Source organism: Ruegeria arenilitoris (assembly GCF_013031355.1).
Lineage (GTDB): Bacteria > Pseudomonadota > Alphaproteobacteria > Rhodobacterales > Rhodobacteraceae > Ruegeria > Ruegeria arenilitoris_C.
This window is the reverse complement of the sequence record NZ_WPZO01000002.1, coordinates 401,399-419,453: the sequence shown is the minus strand read 5'-3', so window position 1 is coordinate 419,453 and position 18,055 is coordinate 401,399. Positions and strand designations below refer to the sequence as shown.

Genomic DNA, 18,055 nt, shown 5'->3' with positions numbered 1-18,055 from the left:
GGCCTATGACGCTTGAAGTCTGCTGATCGGCCAATTTTGTCGGGTGTTGCAGCTTCCCGGCAACGATGAACCCATTCTCAGAAAAGAACCAGTCATGAACCCAATCGGCCTCATTCTGATCGCAGCAACGGTGCTTGTCCCGGCATATCAGCTCTTTTCCCTGCCAGGTATCACTGACCAAGCCGCGTTGTTTTCCCAGTATCTGGGGCTTGCCGCGCTTATTCTAATGGCATGGAGCCAGATGCTGTCCACACGCCTGCCGGGTATCGAGCATCTGTTCGGTGGCTTGGACCGTGTCTACATCCTCCATAAATGGACAGGCATCGTGGCAATGGGGGCGGTCCTGATGCACGATACGATAGGCGCTGAAATGCGCGGGCTGGGTCGTGAAACCGCATTGAATGACTTTGCTGAATCCCTCGGCGAAATCAGTTTGTATGGCCTACTGCTACTGGTTCTCATATCAGTGGCGACTTTTATTCCTTATCATCTGTGGAAGTGGTCACATAAAGCAATGGGTGCCCTGTTTGCGGTTGGCGCTTTGCATTTTTTCCTGATCACCAAACCCTTTGCGATGACCGATCCTGCAGGGCTGTATACGGGGTCGTTCTGTGTGGCCGGAATAGTCGCCTATCTGTGGATGTTGCTGCCGCACAGACTGCGCCCATCTTATCGCTATAAAATCGCAAAGCTTGAAACCACCGGCGGAGCATTGGCCATTACACTTGCACCAAAAGGTAAAGGGATACGCCCATTACCTGGGCAATTTGGAGTCCTGCGCTTCACCGGCGCCGGAATAAATGAACCTCATCCGTTCAGTTTCTCGAAAATTGATTATGACGGCACAGTGTGCGTGACAGTGAAGGCGCTTGGGGATTTCACGTCAACTCTGGATAAGGTTTTGAGAATAGGCCAGCGGGTACGTGTCGCAGGTCCCTTTGGAAAGTTTCGCTATGCCGGTAAAGGTCCTGAGGTTTGGATTGCGGGAGGGATTGGGATCACGCCATTCCTTGTCTGGGCCGAGAACCTGAAAGCAGAAAGCGAACCGGTCGACCTGTTTTATTGTATCAAGTCGAGAACGGTAGCGCCGCACTTAAGTGAGATCGAAAAGCTGGCTGCCTGCAGGCCAAATCTTACACTGCATATTGTCGCTTCGGGTGAAGGCCAACGCATCAGCGCAGAAATGATTTCTAATGCAGTTGGGCCTGGTCTTTCGCGAGCCAAAGTTTCTTTCTGCGGGCCGCGTTCCCTTCAGGAGGCACTCAAGAAGGGATTGAAACACTATGGTGTTGAAAACCGGCAATTCCAGAACGAAGAGTTTGAATTCCGGTCCGGGATCGGGATCAAAAGGTTGATAAAATGGCTGGGTGGTCGGTATCTCAGGTTTCGCAATCGCAACAGGCGAGCACGCCCCTCGCCTTCCCCCGAAAACATGACATGACGCACGTCAAACAAAAACCAATTGACGACGCCTTTCTTATTGGCATGTCGCCCTTTCAGAATGGGAAATTGCAACCTGCCTAGACGCTATTTTCTGAGATCGTCCGGGCGGCACCTGGCCACGCACATTTTCATCAGATGCCGGGTTGATTGCGTTTCCGACCCGGCAGCCTGAACTTACGGTGAAAGCGATGTGCGAAGCTGTACGGCTCCGGCCGAATGACGCTTCGTTTCTGACAGTTTTGCGGAAATTCTGCGCGCAAGTGCCAAATTGGTTCCGCACATATCTGTTATTCACACTTTGAAAGAAAGCATCGCCGTACGCGAATGACTGGTCTGGGAAAGCTGCAATACAGAAGGCTCGAAGGCTTTGGACGGCAACTTTGGGCCGTTCTTATCTGAGCGAGACGGATTTGCCGACAAGATGTTGCGCTTGCTCCGATACCAGCAATGAACCCAAGTCACCGAATACTGCGACGTATTTTTAATGGCAGTAAAACACCTCGAAACTGACGCCAATCGATGGCACTTAAAGATCACCTCCTGATATCAGCTATTTCATAGTCCAGTGCGCGCCCCGCAGGACTCAAGCACATCCTCAACAAACAGCTCGACAGCCCGCCTGTGCAGGTTTGTTGTGCGGGTCGCAAGGTAAAAAGTGGAGGTCCAGTGCAGCCTGTCCGGAGCCAGTTCCCGAAGTCTCCCACTCTGCGATCTGCTTTCCACGAAGTGGACCGGCAGTGGCCCAAGGTAGTGCCCGGTTTCAATAAGCGTCGCCATAGCTTCCATGTTTGCCACGACGGCCTTCGGATCAGTGGATTGAAGCTCTGGTGATACCAGCATGCTGTAGGAACGTTGACATATCTGATACCCCGAGATGACGTCGAGATCGATCTTGTCATTGGGCAAAGCGAATAACGGGTGGTCGCGGCCGCAATAGAGCCTGTGCTCTTCCTGGCACAATTTGGTGTAGGTCAGATCGGCAACCTGATTTCGGAACGGCGCAATCGCGACATGCAATTCGCCGGTGATCAACCGTTGTGTCAGTTCTGTCGGCGAGGCGACAACGATTTCCAAACGAACGTCGTTTGGCCGGTTCAGGAACTGTTTTAGCGACTTCCCAAAATTCAGATCGGAAAGTGTGTTGACGGCATCCACGACACCAATCCGCAGATCACCAGTCGTGACGTCCCGAAGTTCCAGAAGTTCTGCGTCGAAATCGCGTGCGTTGCGCAGGATATCTCTTGCCTTGGCATAGGCTATCTCTCCGCGCTCCGTAAGGCGAAAGCCACCGCGTCCCCGCTCACACACGCGGTAGCCAAGCGCCGCTTCCAGGTCGCGGATTCGGATGCTGATGGCGGATTGCGTGATACCCAACGCAAATTGTGCATCCGTGAAGCCGCCGCAATCAACGACGGCCACAAATGTTTCAAGAAGCGTATTTCTCAGCAGTTTCAAAGATCAATCCTCCCCAATCACATTACACGAATATTTTTTATGTGAACATTGCTAAAATAGTATTTTTTCATGAAACAACTCATGATGTGATCCTTCCCAGAAGTGACGACTTAGCGAAATGGGAGGACATTCGCGTGACATTCTCTTTCAACACAATGAAGACAACCGCAGCCGTTGCGCTGTTGGGGCTGGCACCACTCGCCGCTCTGGCCGAGGATTGGAAATTCGCCATCGAAGAAATTCCGGGCTCGATCATGGACGCCTACGCGCAAGAGTTCAAATCGCGCATCGAGGCGGCCACGGACGGCGAAGTGACCGTCACCGTTTATCCGATGGGCACGCTAGGGACACCCACCGAAACGGTCGAACAGGCCGCCGATGGCGTTATCCAGCTCACCAACGTCTCGATCGGCAACTTGGGCACCGTTGTACCGGAAAGCCAGGTCTTCCTGCTGCCCTACCTGCTGCCTTCCGACCCGGCGGCGATCTCGAACATCCTGAGCAGCTCGGAAACCATCTATGGACCGCTGAACGAGGATTTCCGCAAGCGTGGTCTGGAAGTTCTGACCATGTATTCCGAAGGCCCCCAGGTCTGGACCACCAACCGTGAAATCCGCACCCCCGAAGATTTCGACAACTTCAAAATGCGCGTCATGGTCTCGCCAATTTTGGTGGAAACCTACAACAACATGGGTGCCAGCCCGACCCCGCTGCCGTTTGGCGAAGTGTTCGGCGCATTGCAGCTGGGTGCCATCGACGGTCAGGTCAACCCGATCCCGACCATCGAAGAGATGAAGTTCTACGAAGTCACCAGCCACCTGATCTGGGCCGGCGAGCAGGAGCTTGTCACCACAGTTGTTGCCGGTTCCGACTGGTTCGAGACCCTCAGCCCCGACCGTCAGCAGCTGGTGCATGATACCATGGCCGACATGACCGGCTTCATCGACGGCGTTGTCACCGACTTCAACCAACAGCGGTTGGACATCATCAAGGAAGCCAAGCCTGACATCGGTCTGGTCGTCCTGAACGAAGAAGAGCGCGACGCGTTCCGCGAGCGCAGCACCGGCACTTCGGCGACCTATGTCGAAACCGTTGGCCCTCGTGGGCAAGAGCTGCTGGACGCGCTGCAGGCGGAACTGTCGGGTAACTGATCCCTCCCAACCACTCACGTAAAACTTCCTCACGCGTCTTGCGCGTGAGGCTTTCAAAAAGGGGGGACACCATGGAAAACGGTACTGCCACTCCTTTCGGCTTCTTGGGAAAGATCGATGCTGTCATCGGACGGATCGAAGTCTGGATCCTGGGCTGGGGGATCATCCTGATGGCCGTAAACACGATCGCCAATGTCTTTGGGCGGTACGTGTTAAGCCAGTCCATCTATTTTTCCGAGGAACTGAACGAGTTCCTGATCGTCATCGTCACCTTCATGGGGCTGGGCTATGCCACTCGCAAGGGCATCCATATCCGAATGTCAGCGATCTATGACGCGCTGCCGATCAAGATGCGCAAGGCCCTGATGGTCGTTATTGCCGCTACAACAGCCGTCGTCATGGCGGTATTGGCCTGGTACGCGCTGGAATACGTTCAAAAAGTCGCCGCCCGAGGGCGCATCACCCCGGCGCTGCAGCTGCCGCTGTACCTGACCTATGTCTGGGTCGTGGTCGGCCTGGCGCTGGCTTCATTTCAATATCTGTTGACCGCGATCCGTAACTTGAACTTCGCCGAGGAAGAGGTCTATGTCTCGTATCTCGAAGTCGACAGTTACGAAGATCCCGAAACAGCAGCAGCCATCAAGAAATTCGAAGACTCCGCGGAGGCAGAATAATGACCGAGTTGATGCTAGCCGTCATGATCATCCTGCTGCTGGCAGGGTTTCCGATGAAAATGCCGCTGATTTCGGCAGCGGTATTGGGGTTCCTTGTCTATTTCCCCACGATGAACATGCAGATCCTGATCCAACAGATGATCGGGGGTGTTAAACCAGCCGCGCTGATTGCAGTGCCGATGTTCATTCTGGCCGCTGACATCATCACACGCGGACATTCGGCAAACCGGTTGATCGACCTTGTGATGAGTTTCATGGGTCACATCAAAGGTGGTCTGGCCATCTCGGTTACTTCAGCCTGTGCGCTGTTTGGTGCGGTGTGTGGCTCGACCCAGGCGACCGTGGTGGCCATTGGTGGGGCCATGCGACCCCGGATGCTGAAATCGGGCTATAGCGACAGTTTCTCGATCGGTCTGATCGTGAACGCTGCGGACCTGGCCTATCTGATCCCGCCCTCCATCGGCATGATCATCTATGGCGTTGTTTCGGGCACTTCGATCTCACAACTGTTCATCGCGGGCATCCTGCCGGGGCTGCTGATTGTCGTCCTGTTCTCGGCCTATTGCATGGTCTACGCCTATCGCCACGACATCCCCGTGCTGCCGCGTGAAGGATGGGGGCAGCGCTTTACCGCCCTGCGCAAGGCGCTGTGGCCAATGGGTTTCCCGGCCATCATCGTGGGCGGCATTTATGGGGGCGTCTTTTCCCCGACCGAAGCAGCCGCGATCTGTGTGCTTTATGCGGTCATCCTTGAGGTCGCGATCTTCCGCTCGATCAAGGTGAAAGACCTGTTCGACATCGCCCTGTCCACCGGAGCCATCACCTCGGTCGTGTTTATCCTGATCGCGGCAGGAGCGGCTTTCAGCTGGACGCTCAGTTTTGCGCAGGTGCCGCAAACCATCATTGCAGCGCTGGGTCTGGAAAGCGCCAGTCCGCTGATGGTGTTGCTGGCGATCAACGTAGCCTTCTTTGTGGGCTGCATGTTCGTGGACTCGATTGTGGTCATCCTGATCCTAGTTCCGATCTTTGCGCCCATGATCAAGGCCAGCGGGCTAGACCCGGTTCTGGTCGGCGTTCTGATCACGCTGCAAGTCGCCATCGGCGCCGCAACCCCACCCTTCGGCTGCAATCTGTTCACCGCCATCGCGGTTTTCCGGCGGCCCTTTGTCGAAGTCGTGCGCGGGGTACCGCCCTTCCTGATCATCCTGCTGATCGTGACCGGGCTGCTGATGGCATTCCCACAAATCGCCCTGTTCCTGCCGGAACTGGCTTACCGATAAACCCTAAGAAACGGAGAAAATCATGTCGGGACATGGTTATGAAGCTGGTCGTCTGAACCTGCCCTTTGTCGGCATCTCGACCTTTGGCAAGAAACCCTATGTCGAGAACTGGGACGAGATCGACGCAGACGTGGCGATCCTCGGCGCACCGTTCGATTTCGGCTGCCAGTACCGCCCGGGCGCGCGGTTTGGCCCGCGTTCGGTGCGCGAGGCCTCGACCCTGTTCAGCTTTGGTCATGCGGGTGCCTACGATCACGAGGACGACGCAACCTATCTGGGCAGCGACGTACGCATCGTCGACATCGGGGACGCGGATATCATCCATACCAAAACCGAAGAAAGCCACGCCAACATCGAATACGGGGTCAAAAAGATCCTCGATGCCGGTGCCATCCCCGTCACCATCGGTGGCGATCATTCGGTCAACATCCCCTGCATCAACGCCTATGCCGAGGATTGCGCCAAGAACGGCCCGATCCATGTGATCCAGATCGACGCGCATTTGGATTTCGTAGATGAGCGCAAAGGCGTCACCGTGGGCCACGGCAACCCTATGCGGCGCGCCATCGAGAAAGACTATGTCTCGGGCATGACCCAGCTGGGAATCCGCAACGTGTCCTCGACTGCGAAAGAAGGATATGACGATGCACGCGCACGCGGATCGGACATTCTGTCTGTGCGACAGGTGCGCAAGCTGGGAGCAGATGGCGTTCTAAACCGCATCCCCGAAGGCGCGCGTTACTATGTGACTATCGACATCGACGCCTTCTGCCCTTCGATCGCGCCCGGCACCGGCACGCCCAGTCACGGCGGATTCCAGTATTACGATGTGCTGGAAATCGTTCAGGGCCTGACCAAGCGCGGCGACGTGGTGGGCATCGATCTGGTCGAGGTCGCCCCGGCCTATGACCCGACCGAGAGCACACAGATTCTGGCCGCCCAGCTGCTGCTGAACTTCATCGGATTTATCTTTCACAACAGAAAGTGACTTCCCTCCCCAGGCATTCATCATCTCGGATGTCCTGATACCCCGGCACGCAGCCAATCAGAATTGCGTGCCGGGATTTGCCACCTTTTTGACCCGATAATCATAGCAACAGGGCGCTCTCTAGCTTGTCATTCAACCCTATAGCTCGACAATGCTCTCTTCGCGCTTTGCAACTTCAATTGCTGACAGATGCGTCGTTTCACGCTTCCTAGGATGGCTTTTGATCCATTCTGACATCAATTCACAAATAGCTAACGGTAACTTTGTGTCTCGGCTCACCTGATGAATTTTCTTGCGCGGTGAATGTCCGGACTGCGACTGCAATGATCAAAGACTATGCCCATGGTCGGCTCTGGGCTGTCCTTATCTGAAAGAGGTTGGTTTTTCGGCCTGCTGCTGCAGCGCATCCGAGGTCTGCAATGAGCCCTTGTTACCCATTGCTACGCGCCGAATGAATGGTTGGGTTGCTCAGGTATTACCTTGCCCTCAATACAGTAGCTCCACACCCTTTTTGATGATCGTATCCGTAATCGAAACCCCCATTCCATCAGAGGCAGGCAGCAACCTGCCGCTTTTCGACTCCAGGCCAGAGACGTCCCGATCCGTGCAAAGGATACCCTTGAACGCCGTAACAATCATTCTTCACCGCCTCGTTTCTATCGTACCGCGCGGTTCATTCCGCCGTCGGACAGAATACTCTGCCCGTTGATATATCGGGCTCCATCGCTGGCGAGAAACACGCAAGCTTGTCCAATTTCCTCGAAAGTTGCTGGCCGCTGAGCAGGAATTTCCCGACGGGCCTGTTCGGACAGGTTCACATTCTCGCAGAACCCAGGGAGCAGGTTGTTCATGCGAATGTTGTGCCGCGCATAGCGATCCCCAAAAAGCTTGGAGAAACTGTGCAGAGCGCCGCGCAGCATGCTCATGGGATATGGTGCACGTGGCTCGATTGCATTCATGGACGAGATGTTGACGAAAGCCCCCCCGCCTTGTTCGATCAGAATTGGCGTGACGATACGGGCAATCTTCACAACGTTCAGCACATACATGTCCAGACTTTCGTGCCACAATTCGTCACTGAGCTCCAATAACGGCCCGTCAAAGTCAGGATCGAACCCAACTGTCTTGATGGCCTCCGGCACTGTTCCGCCGTGCCCCATATTGCTGACGATGGCATCAATCCGCCCGTATTTGCTTATGGTGTCGTCAATCATCGCTTGCAAATCATCGACGTCCAGCACAGAGCCGCGGCGGCCGATGCCTCCAAGCTCCTCTGCGAGTTCGACCGAGCGATTGGACGGGGACATTAGCGAGACCTTGTAGCCAGCCTTAGCCATTTCAATGGCGCAACCCCGGCCGATGCCCTGTCCTGTTCCTGTCATGAGTGCGACCTTGACCTCGGGCATGGTGTTTCCTTTCTTCAGGCAGATAGCTTGTGAGGTTTTCTGATTTCGAGTCAGTGTAAGCCCGAAGAATTGAGGGCACCTATCGAGTTTTTGGAGCATAGCTGTTAGGTTTTCTCACATGGCAGAAAACCTCAGACACCTTCGCGCCCTTCAGGCCTTTGACGAAACTGCAAACCACTCCAGCCTGACTAAGGCCGCGGATGTGCTGAACGTCACCCACGGAGCAGTCAGTCGGCAAATCAAGTTGCTGGAAGTGCATCTTGGGGCGACACTCTTTCATCGCCGCCCCAATGGCGTCGAATTGACCAAAGCCGGGGAGCGCCTGCATCAATCAACGCGCGGGGCATTTTCGGCACTACAGTTGGGTGTAGCGGAGGTGAAGCGCTTACATCACCGCCAATCGATTACAGTGTCATTGTCCACATCGCTGGCGCTCAAATGGCTTGTGCCGCTACTCAGTTCTTTCCAGAAAGAACATCCGGGTATCGCTTTGTTGCTCGACACAAATGATGCCTTTGCAGATTTTGATGCGTCCGAGGTCGACGTGGCCCTGCGTTTTGGGAAACCGGGTTGGGACGGGCTTTATCATGAGCAAATAAGACAAGAGGAGTTGGTCGTCGTGGCCGCGCCTTCCCTTGTTGAGAGAACACAGCTGCCAATGCGCGCCACAGACATTGCGGATCTCCCCTTATTGCACGATGCCTTCAACGTCGGATGGGAAAGCTGGGCCGCGCAAGTTGGGTTGAGTGCTGATCGGATCAATTCGCAGAGCATCAAATATGTGGACAGTGCCGTGCTCTTGGAGGCCGCAATTGACGGACAAGGCGTAGCGCTGGCGCGACATCTGCTGGCGGCAAGAGATTTGGAACTTGGTCGGCTGATCCGCCTTGATGAAAGCAGTGTTCCATTGGATCGTGGGCTCTACTTCGTCTGTCGACCCGGCGACCAAGAGCGGGTCACCGTGAGAATTTTCAAAAAGTGGCTGATGTCGATTTGATGTCAGTGCGCCAATCGAAGCCCCGAAAAATAGGCCATTTGTTCAAGTATTACCGAAACCGGCTCCGTCCGCAGGACTGACCTCGAGAAACACATAGGTCTAGCGGGCGCGGCGAGTGGCCGGATCGTTGAAGCCGCATTGCAGCACTTTATGCCATGATGAATGGCTGGGCGCTGGGGCCGCCTAACCATCGCGCTTGCCACCAACAACATCGTCTGCGCGAACATCGTTCGGCACACCTGAAACTGCCAAAGCTTGGCCTTTTCCACCACCGATGCCGCGAAATTGCCTGTGAAGCTGAGAAACGCCGAGGCCGCGAGTGCAAGACCCGCCACCGCGCTGTTGTGTTGTTTAAGCATGACGTTGCGCATGAGCTTCCATTGCGCTGAGAACCGCATCTATGGAGCGGATCGCGCCGTGTTGGAGATACTCCATGGCCTTCAACGAAGCCTGATGCGCCTCAAGGCTCGATCCCGCAACGCAGTCTTCGATTACCCGGCAGAAATAGTCACCCTGATGCCCGTCGACAAACGTGTAGTGCACGCAAACATCAGTGAGACCGCCAGTCAGAATAAGGGTATTTACCTTTAGCCCTCGCAGCAATATTTCCAGGTCCGTGCCATAAAACGCTGAGTAACGGCGCTTCTGGATTCTGTAGTCGTCCGGCCGGATGCCCAACTCATCTACTGCCAGATCTGTCAGCGGATTGTTCTCCAGACAGTGAATCTGTTCGTCTCCGTCTGTTTCCCGCCCCATATCCACCAGATCGGAGCGGTGGATTTCCTGTACGAAGATAACGGGAAGACCCACCTCGCGGGCTTTGTCGATCACCACCTTGGTGCGCGCCATACGGTCGGCGTAGCCCGGCATATGAGCAATTGCCCTTTCATCATTCGACAGGGGAGCAAAGGTGGATTTCTGAATATCTATGACGAGCAGGGCAGCACGCCCCTCGATCAAATCGTGCTTTTTCGCTCTGGTTTCAGCCATGAAATACTCTTTCGTCGGGTTGGAGGGTTTTGTATTGGTTGCGGGACAAAAATCACGTCGGAACCGGGTTCTGTTGAGCATTTTCGGTTTGCCAAACCACCGGGGCACCCATTCAGGACTTCGACGGTTCCATAAAATTTGTGGAGGTCACTCACCATTAGCGAGTGATCGGGTTTGGGGGCCTGCAAATATGGCATACGGCCTCCTGTCGGCTCTCGTAAGTTATTCAATGGGTAGCGAATTAGCCGTTTTCTGATAATCAGGAATAACTGGCCCTCAGCGTCGGTTTTGGATACGCTCGCGGCATGAACTCATCCCTCCGCCATCTGAACGCGCTTCGTGCATTTGAGGCGGCAGCGCGACATCAAAGTATTTCCAAGGCCGCGGAAGAACTGAACGTCAGCCACTCCGTCATCAGTCAACACGTGAAAACACTGGAAGACTGGTTTGGCACAAAATTGTTCATTCGTACGGGTAATCGTATCACGCTAAGCGATGACGGGCGGGCCTTGCTGCCCCGCATTTCGAGCGGGATGCAGACCCTGACGGATGCTTGTAGTGATCTTTTGCGCTCCACTCAAAAAGACACCGTGATCGTTAGTGCAGAGCCTGCATTGGCCTCACAATGGCTCAGGAAACGGATCACCGAATTCTGTTTGGAACATCCAAAGATCAATGTGGACTTGCGCCCCGCGTGGCAACCGCCTCAACTGGGCGAGGGTCACGCCGATTTAGTCATTCACTTCGAGACGCGATTGCCAACGACCGGGGCACAAGTGCACCGCCTGTTTCCAATCGATGGATACCCGGCCTGCGCTCCAGGTGTTCGTGACCAATTGTTTGGTGAAGACGGTTACGTGAATTGGAATGAAGTGCCACTCATCCATGACAACGGCCATGAAGTTTGGCATCAATGGTATCTTACACATGAACCCGGTAGTAGCCGTTGGCAGCAGGGACGCCTCTATTCCGACTTATCTCTAGCTATTGACGCCGCCTTGGATGGCGAGGGTATCATTTTGGCCGATGACGTCCTTTGTGAAAAAGAGATGCTCAATGGCACCCTTGTTCAAATGGACACCCGTAAGATCAGATGTGTCTGGTACGCAGTCGCACTGCCAAAAAAAGCGATCAGGAAACCTGCCGCAAAAACCTTTTCAGACTGGCTGCAGAATTGTTGTACAAATCACGTCGAGGATTCACTGTTTGAATCCAGAGAGATATCCGAGCGAAATAAGTAGTTGGGGCTCTTCTGAATACAATACCAGGAACTGGCCTGCGTATAACACAGCGTTGAAGCAGCGCGGATCGCTGTCGATTTGGTTTGACTCTGAGATGGCTAGGGAGCCGCCATTCGGCGAGCGCGGCCGTCAACAATAACTGCGTATGCAAAATACGGCGAAGTTGCCTATTTCTGACCTTGAGCAACTGGTTATTCCGGATCCGCTTTTGGGCAGCGTGCAAAACAACCATTGAGTGGACACGCAAGTCACAACGAGGCGCGAACATCGCTGAACGGGTGAAATGTGTACCGACCGCAGGTTGAGTGGGCCCCACATCTGCGGAGCAAACGAACCATCACTTCAATCCACCAGAAGGCAGCCGTTGACACCGTACGCAGAGAACGTCTGTTTCGAGCTCAAAGCTACCATTTCGACATTGGGCGTCGGCTCCCATCGTGGCAACGCAGTTTCTGGGGACAATCAAAGACTGTCTAACTGGTCAGCAGAGAGTCGGAACGCGCTCAATTCCAGTTTGCGGCCGTGGTTCTGCGGCGCCAGAAGTGGCGCCGCAGGGTTTTTTAGGATCAGAATGACCACTGAAGACCGATACGTGCGAACGGACCTTGGGCGTTGCCTCCGATCTCCTGTTCTACGCTGACTTCCAAAAGCATATTCTGGACGACGTCCTTCTCGTAACCAACTGCCAGACTTCCACCAGTGAAGTCATTCGACGCAAAGATCAGAGACTCGGTCGTCGAGAAGACGGTCACATCGGCGTCGGAATCACCGACATCACGACGTACAACACCGCTTACCTCTCCGGTCAAAAACCCACCGTCGGCAAGCTCTGCCACGGCTTCGACGCCCAAGCGACCTTCGAATACCTCGGTGGTGACATCTCCAACGGTCGCATTCGCGCTTGAGCCGGTCTCGGTGTAGCCGTCATCCTTTTGGTTGGTGTATCTGGCATCCGCAAACCCGAACAGTCCGACAGTGCCGCTGACATCGAATGCGCGTTTGACCGCGACATTGGCCGTAATAAGTCGGCTGTCATATTCGGCTTGGGCATCCGAGCTGCCTGTGATCTGACGTGTTCGGTCTGTCGAAAGCCAACCGTAACCAATTCCGCCTTCAACCGTGTACGCACCGAACTGCCGTCCAAAGGCGGCGTCGAGGTAGAAACCGGTGGTGTCGAAGTCGGTTGTGCCAGTGTCACCATCGGACGAGAACACACCCATGCTCAGAGCCATCGCAAGACCGTTGTCCAATTGCCCTGCAAAACCGGCGCTGCCGCCGTACAGTGTCACGTCAGTTTTGACGCCAGCATCGGATTCGAAATCGCGGCGCTGAAGATCGACCGCCGCAAAAGGCCGCAAACCAGCGACAACCGCGCCCTGTGCCACCTGCGGCGACTGATTGTAGTTCAGCGCGTTGCCACTGCTGCCCACAACACTGCCATAAAAGGCCACCACATCGGCTGAAACCGCAATGTCGTCCCGGTTAACTGCAGCATAGACCGGCGCCGCACCACCTTCGTCCTGAACGAACCAGGTAGAATCTTCATCGGAAACCGTAGTGGTAAAGACACCTACGCCCGGCGCGGCATCCTCGAAATGGAACACTGCACTGTCACCCTTGGCGTCAAGCGACACGTTGTGTTCGTTGACCCGGATCAGACCTTCGACATCGTCTTCAGTACTGGCGTTCAATGTCCCGGTACCGCTGCCCAGAAATACGGCATAGACCTCGTCATTCCCCGAAACCTTGATGGTGCCCAGCCCGTTGATCGTGCCGTCGAAATTGTCGAACTGGATACCAGCTGCGCGAGTGCCCGAGCTGCCTGTTGCATGAGCGGAAATCAGGCCCGTGTTCGAGAAGGTTCCTTGCATGTCATAGGCATATACACCGATTGCCGTTGACTGGTCTGGAGACGAGCTATCCGTATCCATCCCACCTTGGGCGGAAACGGTAATGCTGCCGGAGTTTGTGATATCTCCTGTGGCAATCTCATCCACATACACACCATAGGCTTCGGCCTCGGTGTCCCGCGAAATTGCAGTTGCCGTCACGCTACCCGAGTTCGTGATGCTGCCACTCAGATTATCAGTCAGGTAAAACCCGGATGCGGTTGCAGAATCCTCGGCTGCTTCCGCCAGGAGCGTCATCGTGCCCGAGTTGGTGACCGTGCCCGAAACGTCATCACCAATATAGATGCCGGTGGCCGTTGCGTCGTCAGCAGTGTTCAGCGAAAGGGCGGTACCGGTGATTGTACCCGAGTTCAAAACTGTCCCTTCGACCAAATCCTCCAGATAAAAACCACCCGCATTGGCTTCGTCATCAGTATCGGCGCTGGCATACGCGGTTATCGTACCGCTGTTGGACACTGTCGCGCCTTCCAGCATGTCATCATCAATGTACACGCCGTAAGCAGAGGCGTCGGACTCAACCGCTATCGCGGTCACATTGATCGTACCGCTGTTTTTGACCTGCCCTGACAGATCGCGGTCAACCAAGACGCCATAGGCGATCGCTTCATAAGTCGATGGCGCGGAAGCAAATGCATCGATTGTGCCTGAATTGCTGATCACACCGGCTGCATCGCCGTCAACTTCGATCCCGATAGCCGACGCAGTACTGTCACTGGTGGAAATAGCCACTGTATTGATCGAGCCCGAGTTCACAATCTGGCCGGTTTCCTCCAGATCGTCTTCGACATAAATGCCCCATGCATAGGCATAGTCGTCGGCGAATGATCGGGACTGGACGTCAATAGTGCCAGAGTTACTGATCAATCCCGCTACATCCCCATCGACTGCAATGCCATAGAGCGATGCGGTGCTGCCGTAGGTGATCAGCCCGTCGACCTTGATAGTGCCCGTGTTGATGATTGCGCCTGTTTCGGAAACATTTCCGTCGACGAAGATACCCCAAGCCTCGATGTCGCCATCGGTCGACAACACGTCAACTTCAATAGTCCCGTTGTTTTGGATCAACCCGTCGACGTCACCATTAACCTGGAGAGCGTAAATGTCCTGCGGATCGGAACCCGTGATATCCAGGGAAATGGTGCCGTTGTTTACCAACTGACCTGTTTCCGACAACGTTCCATCCAACAGAAGGCCCGTTGCTGTATCGGTGTCTGTAGCCGTGACCGAGATGGTCCCGTTATTGGTAGCCGTGCTTGAGTAGTCCGTAGCAATTGTCAGAGCGGCTTGCGTTGAGGATGTGATCTCAACCGCGCCGGTTGACGTAATTTCATGATCCTCATCGGTTGACGTCACTTGCGGCGTGGTCAAAACCGTTGAGATTGTGTCCGCCTGAGCAACCCCGGTCGCCAGCGCAATCATTGAAACCTGCGCAAGCAATGCAGCTGGCGCGGCGCTGACGATTTTCCCTTTCCACTTGAAAAGTCGCCCACCACGAATCATGGGGGTCACAACCCCCGCCTTACTATTTGACATGTACCGTCCCATCGTAACTTACATTTTTCCGAAGCTCGCTGCTTTGCCACGTGCGGCTTCGTTAACGTTTGGTTAATCAACCGGGATTCGATACGCAATTGGTCAATTGTACATTGCGTCGAAGGATTAATAGCTGTTGGAAAATCGTAGAAAATCTGCAACACAATGTGGCAATTTGACGGCGCTCCAGACCGGAAATCCTCATCTGCAAAACCGGAGATATTCGAATGTCAACGAACCAAACGCTTTCCGTCAGCGAAGCCTACAGCCACGGTGCCAAGGCTTTCGAGGCGGGAGAGTTGAAGCGCGCAGTTAACATTCTGAATCAAATACTTAAGGCCGCCCCAACATACGCGCCCGCCCACCAGCTTCTTGGCGTCATTGCGTTCCAAACCGGCCAAACCGGCCCTGCCGAAAGCGCGATGCGCGAGGCCACCCGGTTGCATCCTGACAATGCCGGATTCCTTGCAAACTTCACAGAGGTTTTGCGCGCAAACGGCAAGGTAGACGAAGCCCTGAAGGCAGGCAAACGGGCAGTACAACTGGCGCCAGGGAATGCCAGCGCGCATTCCAATCTCGGGCTGGCCTATTACGACTCCGGAGACCTGACAGAAGCTGAGGCTTCTCAAAAAAGGGCGTTGGCACTTGCCCCCGAATTGACCGCCGCGTTAAACAACCTTGGGTCGATTGCGCGGGACAATGAAGATCTGGCAGGAGCGATTTCCTTCTACCGCCAAGCCATAAGTGTGCGGCCCGATAGCATGGAACCCGTCAACAACCTTATATCCGTGCTGATCGAAACCGAGGCCTTTGACGAGGCCCGGACCCTTGCGGACGATTACCTTGGAAAACCCTATGTTTCAGCCGAGCTGCATCGCAACCGGGGCCGCCTGCATGCCCTGTACTGCGAATGGGATGAGGCCGAACGACAATTCCGCAATTCCATCGCCACCGATGAGAAAAAACCCGAAGCCTATGTCGGGCTAGCGCAGGTTCTGACAGAGAAGAACCTGCACGAACTGGCGCTGCTGGAAGCCGAAAAAGCGCAGCGGCTGGACCCCGAACATGCCCCCGCCTATCATTACATAGCCCTGTGTAAATCGCATCTTGGGGATATTGAGGCTGGCTTTGCCAATTACCAGAAAGCACTTGAGCTCAAACCCGACTTCACGGCGGTTATTATGGCGTTGGGTTATCTGGAAATGGAAAAGGGTAATTTCGACGCGGCCCGAAACTGGTTCAAAGAAGCAGCCGAGAAAGACTCAGCGCGCTTGAACGCCCAAATTGCTCTGGTCAAGCTGGATAAGGTGACAGAAGACAGCGCCGAATTCCGGGGCTTGGTCGCAGCTTTGCCCGACGCTGAGACTATGCTTCCGGAACAATCGGTTTCGTACCACTATGCGTTGGGCAAGTGCTATGAAGACCTCAAGCACTATGACGACGCATTCGAGCATTTCGCAAAAGGTGCTGCGATCAAGCGCAGTATCATTGATTTCGACGCGGACGAGATCGAAGAAACAGCAAACGACCTTATCGCTCGCTTTACACCAAGCCTGATCGACAGGCTGCGTAAAAGCGCCGTGGACAGCCGCCAACCCATCTTTGTGGTCGGGATGCCCCGCTCAGGAACAACCTTGACCGAAGCGATCCTTGCCAGCCACCCGGACGTTTTTGGCGCCGGTGAATTAAGCTATTTGCACAAGCTCTTTGCGGACCAGTTGCGCGGCGGGAACAAGAAAACGGGCAGTTTGATCGAGGGCTTGTCGGACCAAGAGCTCACCAAACGCGTCCAGCGATATGTTCAGCGGTTAGATGCACATGCACCCGGCTCGCCGCATATCGTAGACAAGATGCCCGCCAACTTCCTGATGGTTGGCCTCATTCATGCCGTCATGCCCAACGCCCGGATCGTCCATATCGCGCGCAATCCATTGGACACCTGCCTGTCCTGTTTTACGCGTGTGTTCCAGCGCAGCCAACTTCACAGCTATGACCAGGTTGAATTGGGGCGCTATTTCAACGCCTATGTGCGAGTGATGCAGCATTGGAAGAACGTGCTGCCCGAAGGCAGTTTTCACACCGTTCACTATGAAAATCTGGTCGATGACATTGAGTTCGAAGCCCGGGAATTGATAGCGTATTGCGGTCTTGAATGGGATGAAAACTGCCTTGCCTTTTACAAAGGAAAGCGCCGAGTTAGGACCGCAAGTGTTCAGCAAGTACGCCAACCATTGTATGCCTCATCAAAGGAGAAATGGCGCAAATACGAGCGACATTTGGCACCGCTCATCGAGACTATTGGTGCGTCCGCGATTGATTGGTAAGTGAATAGACAGGGGTCCGCAGAGTTTTCGTTGCGCGGACTTGTTACCGACAAGAGAGCTCATCCGCGATCCAGGCCAATGGCAGCTCTGCAGGCACCGTGTTGGGTTATTTATGAACGCAGCGAACTTCAGCTTCCCGCCCTTTAATTTCATCTTATGAAGTTGACTTGTCGACATATGGTGACGGTATAGCCTGCTTCACCGCTTTTGTTTCGTGAGCTAGCGGTATTTGGACGAGCCAAACGCCCCTGGCCGCAAGTGGTAAGACGCTGCCTTCCCCCTCGCGCAACCCTGTTAGATAAAACCGTGTCCCCAGCTGCGCCTGCGGACCGCGCGAATATTGTCGAATAGCATTGCCTCGCCCCCTCCCCGTTCGTCGCGTGGCAGATCAGCAGGAACGGGCGCCTTCGGCGTCTGATCTGCAAATCAGCCCTGGTTTTTCCAAAAGGAAGTCAGGACCAATGAAATTGGTTTGGATGCTGGATGAGGGAAGTAGTGCGAAAACGGCCAGGCTCGGTCGCTGGTGGCAGAACTATGTGCAGCCTTACAAGGATATGTGGAACGCCAATATTACTTGAATCAATCGACAGCCAAAACCTCGACAAGTTGATCGATCACGTCAATCAAATCTGACGCAAACATCCAGCATTTCTGACCCAATGC

At 54.7% G+C, this 18,055-nt stretch carries 13 protein-coding genes and 1 pseudogene; 9 read left to right on the top strand and 5 right to left on the bottom strand.

Annotated features, from left to right (window positions below; all coding sequences use genetic code 11):
- The first annotated feature begins 94 nt into the window (after positions 1–94).
- Positions 95–1,441: a ferredoxin reductase family protein gene (locus GOX63_RS07630; RefSeq protein WP_170545401.1), complete on the top strand. Its 1,347-nt coding sequence runs from the start codon at positions 95–97 to the stop codon at positions 1,439–1,441.
- A gap of 557 nt (positions 1,442–1,998) precedes the next feature.
- Here the strand turns inward: GOX63_RS07630 and GOX63_RS07625 are convergent.
- On the bottom strand, positions 1,999–2,898 hold the full coding sequence (locus tag GOX63_RS07625) for a LysR family transcriptional regulator (protein ID WP_170327455.1): 900 nt from the start codon (positions 2,896–2,898) through the stop codon (positions 1,999–2,001).
- Between the two features lie 134 nt (positions 2,899–3,032).
- Here GOX63_RS07625 and GOX63_RS07620 point away from each other — a divergent pair, with 134 nt between their 5' ends.
- The 4 genes from GOX63_RS07620 to speB all read left to right on the top strand — a co-directional run bounded on the left by GOX63_RS07620 (position 3,033) and on the right by speB (position 6,991).
- The gene (locus GOX63_RS07620) at positions 3,033–4,049 is read left to right on the top strand and encodes a TRAP transporter substrate-binding protein (RefSeq protein ID WP_367646739.1); all 1,017 of its coding nucleotides are present in this window, start codon (positions 3,033–3,035) and stop codon (positions 4,047–4,049) included.
- Positions 4,050–4,120: 71 nt separating this feature from the next.
- On the top strand, positions 4,121–4,723 hold the full coding sequence (locus GOX63_RS07615) for a TRAP transporter small permease (RefSeq protein WP_170327456.1): 603 nt from the start codon (positions 4,121–4,123) through the stop codon (positions 4,721–4,723).
- A complete protein-coding gene (locus GOX63_RS07610) occupies positions 4,723–6,003 on the top strand; it encodes a TRAP transporter large permease (RefSeq protein ID WP_170327457.1) in 1,281 nt (426 codons plus the stop codon). Before GOX63_RS07615 ends, GOX63_RS07610 begins: the two co-directional genes overlap by 1 nt.
- A 22-nt stretch (positions 6,004–6,025) precedes the next feature.
- Positions 6,026–6,991 (top strand): agmatinase, encoded by a 966-nt coding sequence (gene speB / locus GOX63_RS07605; RefSeq protein ID WP_170327458.1) that lies wholly within the window; start codon positions 6,026–6,028, stop codon positions 6,989–6,991.
- Between the two features lie 486 nt (positions 6,992–7,477).
- Here the strand turns inward: speB and GOX63_RS07600 are convergent, their stop codons facing one another.
- The gene (locus tag GOX63_RS07600; RefSeq protein WP_170327459.1) at positions 7,478–7,630 is read right to left on the bottom strand and encodes an ectoine synthase; all 153 of its coding nucleotides are present in this window, start codon (positions 7,628–7,630) and stop codon (positions 7,478–7,480) included.
- Positions 7,631–7,647: 17 nt separating this feature from the next.
- Entirely contained in the window at positions 7,648–8,397 is a 750-nt protein-coding gene (locus GOX63_RS07595; RefSeq protein WP_170327460.1) for an SDR family oxidoreductase, read from the bottom strand.
- A 118-nt stretch (positions 8,398–8,515) separates the two neighbouring features.
- Between GOX63_RS07595 and GOX63_RS07590 the strand changes: the two genes are divergently transcribed.
- On the top strand, positions 8,516–9,394 hold the full coding sequence (locus GOX63_RS07590) for a LysR substrate-binding domain-containing protein (protein ID WP_170327461.1): 879 nt from the start codon (positions 8,516–8,518) through the stop codon (positions 9,392–9,394).
- Positions 9,395–9,745: 351 nt separating this feature from the next.
- Here the strand turns inward: GOX63_RS07590 and GOX63_RS07585 are convergent, their stop codons facing one another.
- On the bottom strand, positions 9,746–10,384 hold the full coding sequence (locus GOX63_RS07585) for a cysteine hydrolase (RefSeq protein WP_170545398.1): 639 nt from the start codon (positions 10,382–10,384) through the stop codon (positions 9,746–9,748).
- A 305-nt stretch (positions 10,385–10,689) separates the two neighbouring features.
- Between GOX63_RS07585 and GOX63_RS07580 the strand changes: the two genes are divergently transcribed.
- A complete protein-coding gene (locus GOX63_RS07580) occupies positions 10,690–11,625 on the top strand; it encodes a LysR family transcriptional regulator (RefSeq protein WP_170327463.1) in 936 nt (311 codons plus the stop codon).
- Positions 11,618–11,758: pseudogene (locus tag GOX63_RS24080) on the top strand (IS5/IS1182 family transposase); the annotation flags it as partial. The gene GOX63_RS07580 and the pseudogene GOX63_RS24080, both read left to right, overlap by 8 nt.
- Before the next feature lie 433 nt (positions 11,759–12,191).
- Here the strand turns inward: GOX63_RS24080 and GOX63_RS07570 are convergent.
- A complete protein-coding gene (locus tag GOX63_RS07570) occupies positions 12,192–15,035 on the bottom strand; it encodes an autotransporter outer membrane beta-barrel domain-containing protein (protein ID WP_254435908.1) in 2,844 nt (947 codons plus the stop codon).
- 260 nt (positions 15,036–15,295) lie between these two features.
- On the opposite strand from GOX63_RS07570, the gene GOX63_RS07565 reads away from it, so the two are divergent.
- Entirely contained in the window at positions 15,296–17,392 is a 2,097-nt protein-coding gene (locus GOX63_RS07565) for a tetratricopeptide repeat-containing sulfotransferase family protein (protein WP_170545392.1), read from the top strand.
- Positions 17,393–18,055: the final 663 nt, after the last annotated feature.

Coding starts and splice junctions, on each gene's coding strand:
- GOX63_RS07585 (WP_170545398.1), bottom strand. CDS start 10,384: ATGGCTGAAACCAGAGCGAAAAAGCACGATTTGATCGAGGGGCGTGCT.
- GOX63_RS07630 (WP_170545401.1), top strand. CDS start 95: ATGAACCCAATCGGCCTCATTCTGATCGCAGCAACGGTGCTTGTCCCG.
- GOX63_RS07570 (WP_254435908.1), bottom strand. CDS start 15,035: ATGATTCGTGGTGGGCGACTTTTCAAGTGGAAAGGGAAAATCGTCAGC.
- GOX63_RS07600 (WP_170327459.1), bottom strand. CDS start 7,630: ATGATTGTTACGGCGTTCAAGGGTATCCTTTGCACGGATCGGGACGTC.
- GOX63_RS07580 (WP_170327463.1), top strand. CDS start 10,690: ATGAACTCATCCCTCCGCCATCTGAACGCGCTTCGTGCATTTGAGGCG.
- GOX63_RS07615 (WP_170327456.1), top strand. CDS start 4,121: ATGGAAAACGGTACTGCCACTCCTTTCGGCTTCTTGGGAAAGATCGAT.
- GOX63_RS07590 (WP_170327461.1), top strand. CDS start 8,516: ATGGCAGAAAACCTCAGACACCTTCGCGCCCTTCAGGCCTTTGACGAA.
- GOX63_RS07610 (WP_170327457.1), top strand. CDS start 4,723: ATGACCGAGTTGATGCTAGCCGTCATGATCATCCTGCTGCTGGCAGGG.
- speB (WP_170327458.1), top strand. CDS start 6,026: ATGTCGGGACATGGTTATGAAGCTGGTCGTCTGAACCTGCCCTTTGTC.
- GOX63_RS07565 (WP_170545392.1), top strand. CDS start 15,296: ATGTCAACGAACCAAACGCTTTCCGTCAGCGAAGCCTACAGCCACGGT.
- GOX63_RS07595 (WP_170327460.1), bottom strand. CDS start 8,397: ATGCCCGAGGTCAAGGTCGCACTCATGACAGGAACAGGACAGGGCATC.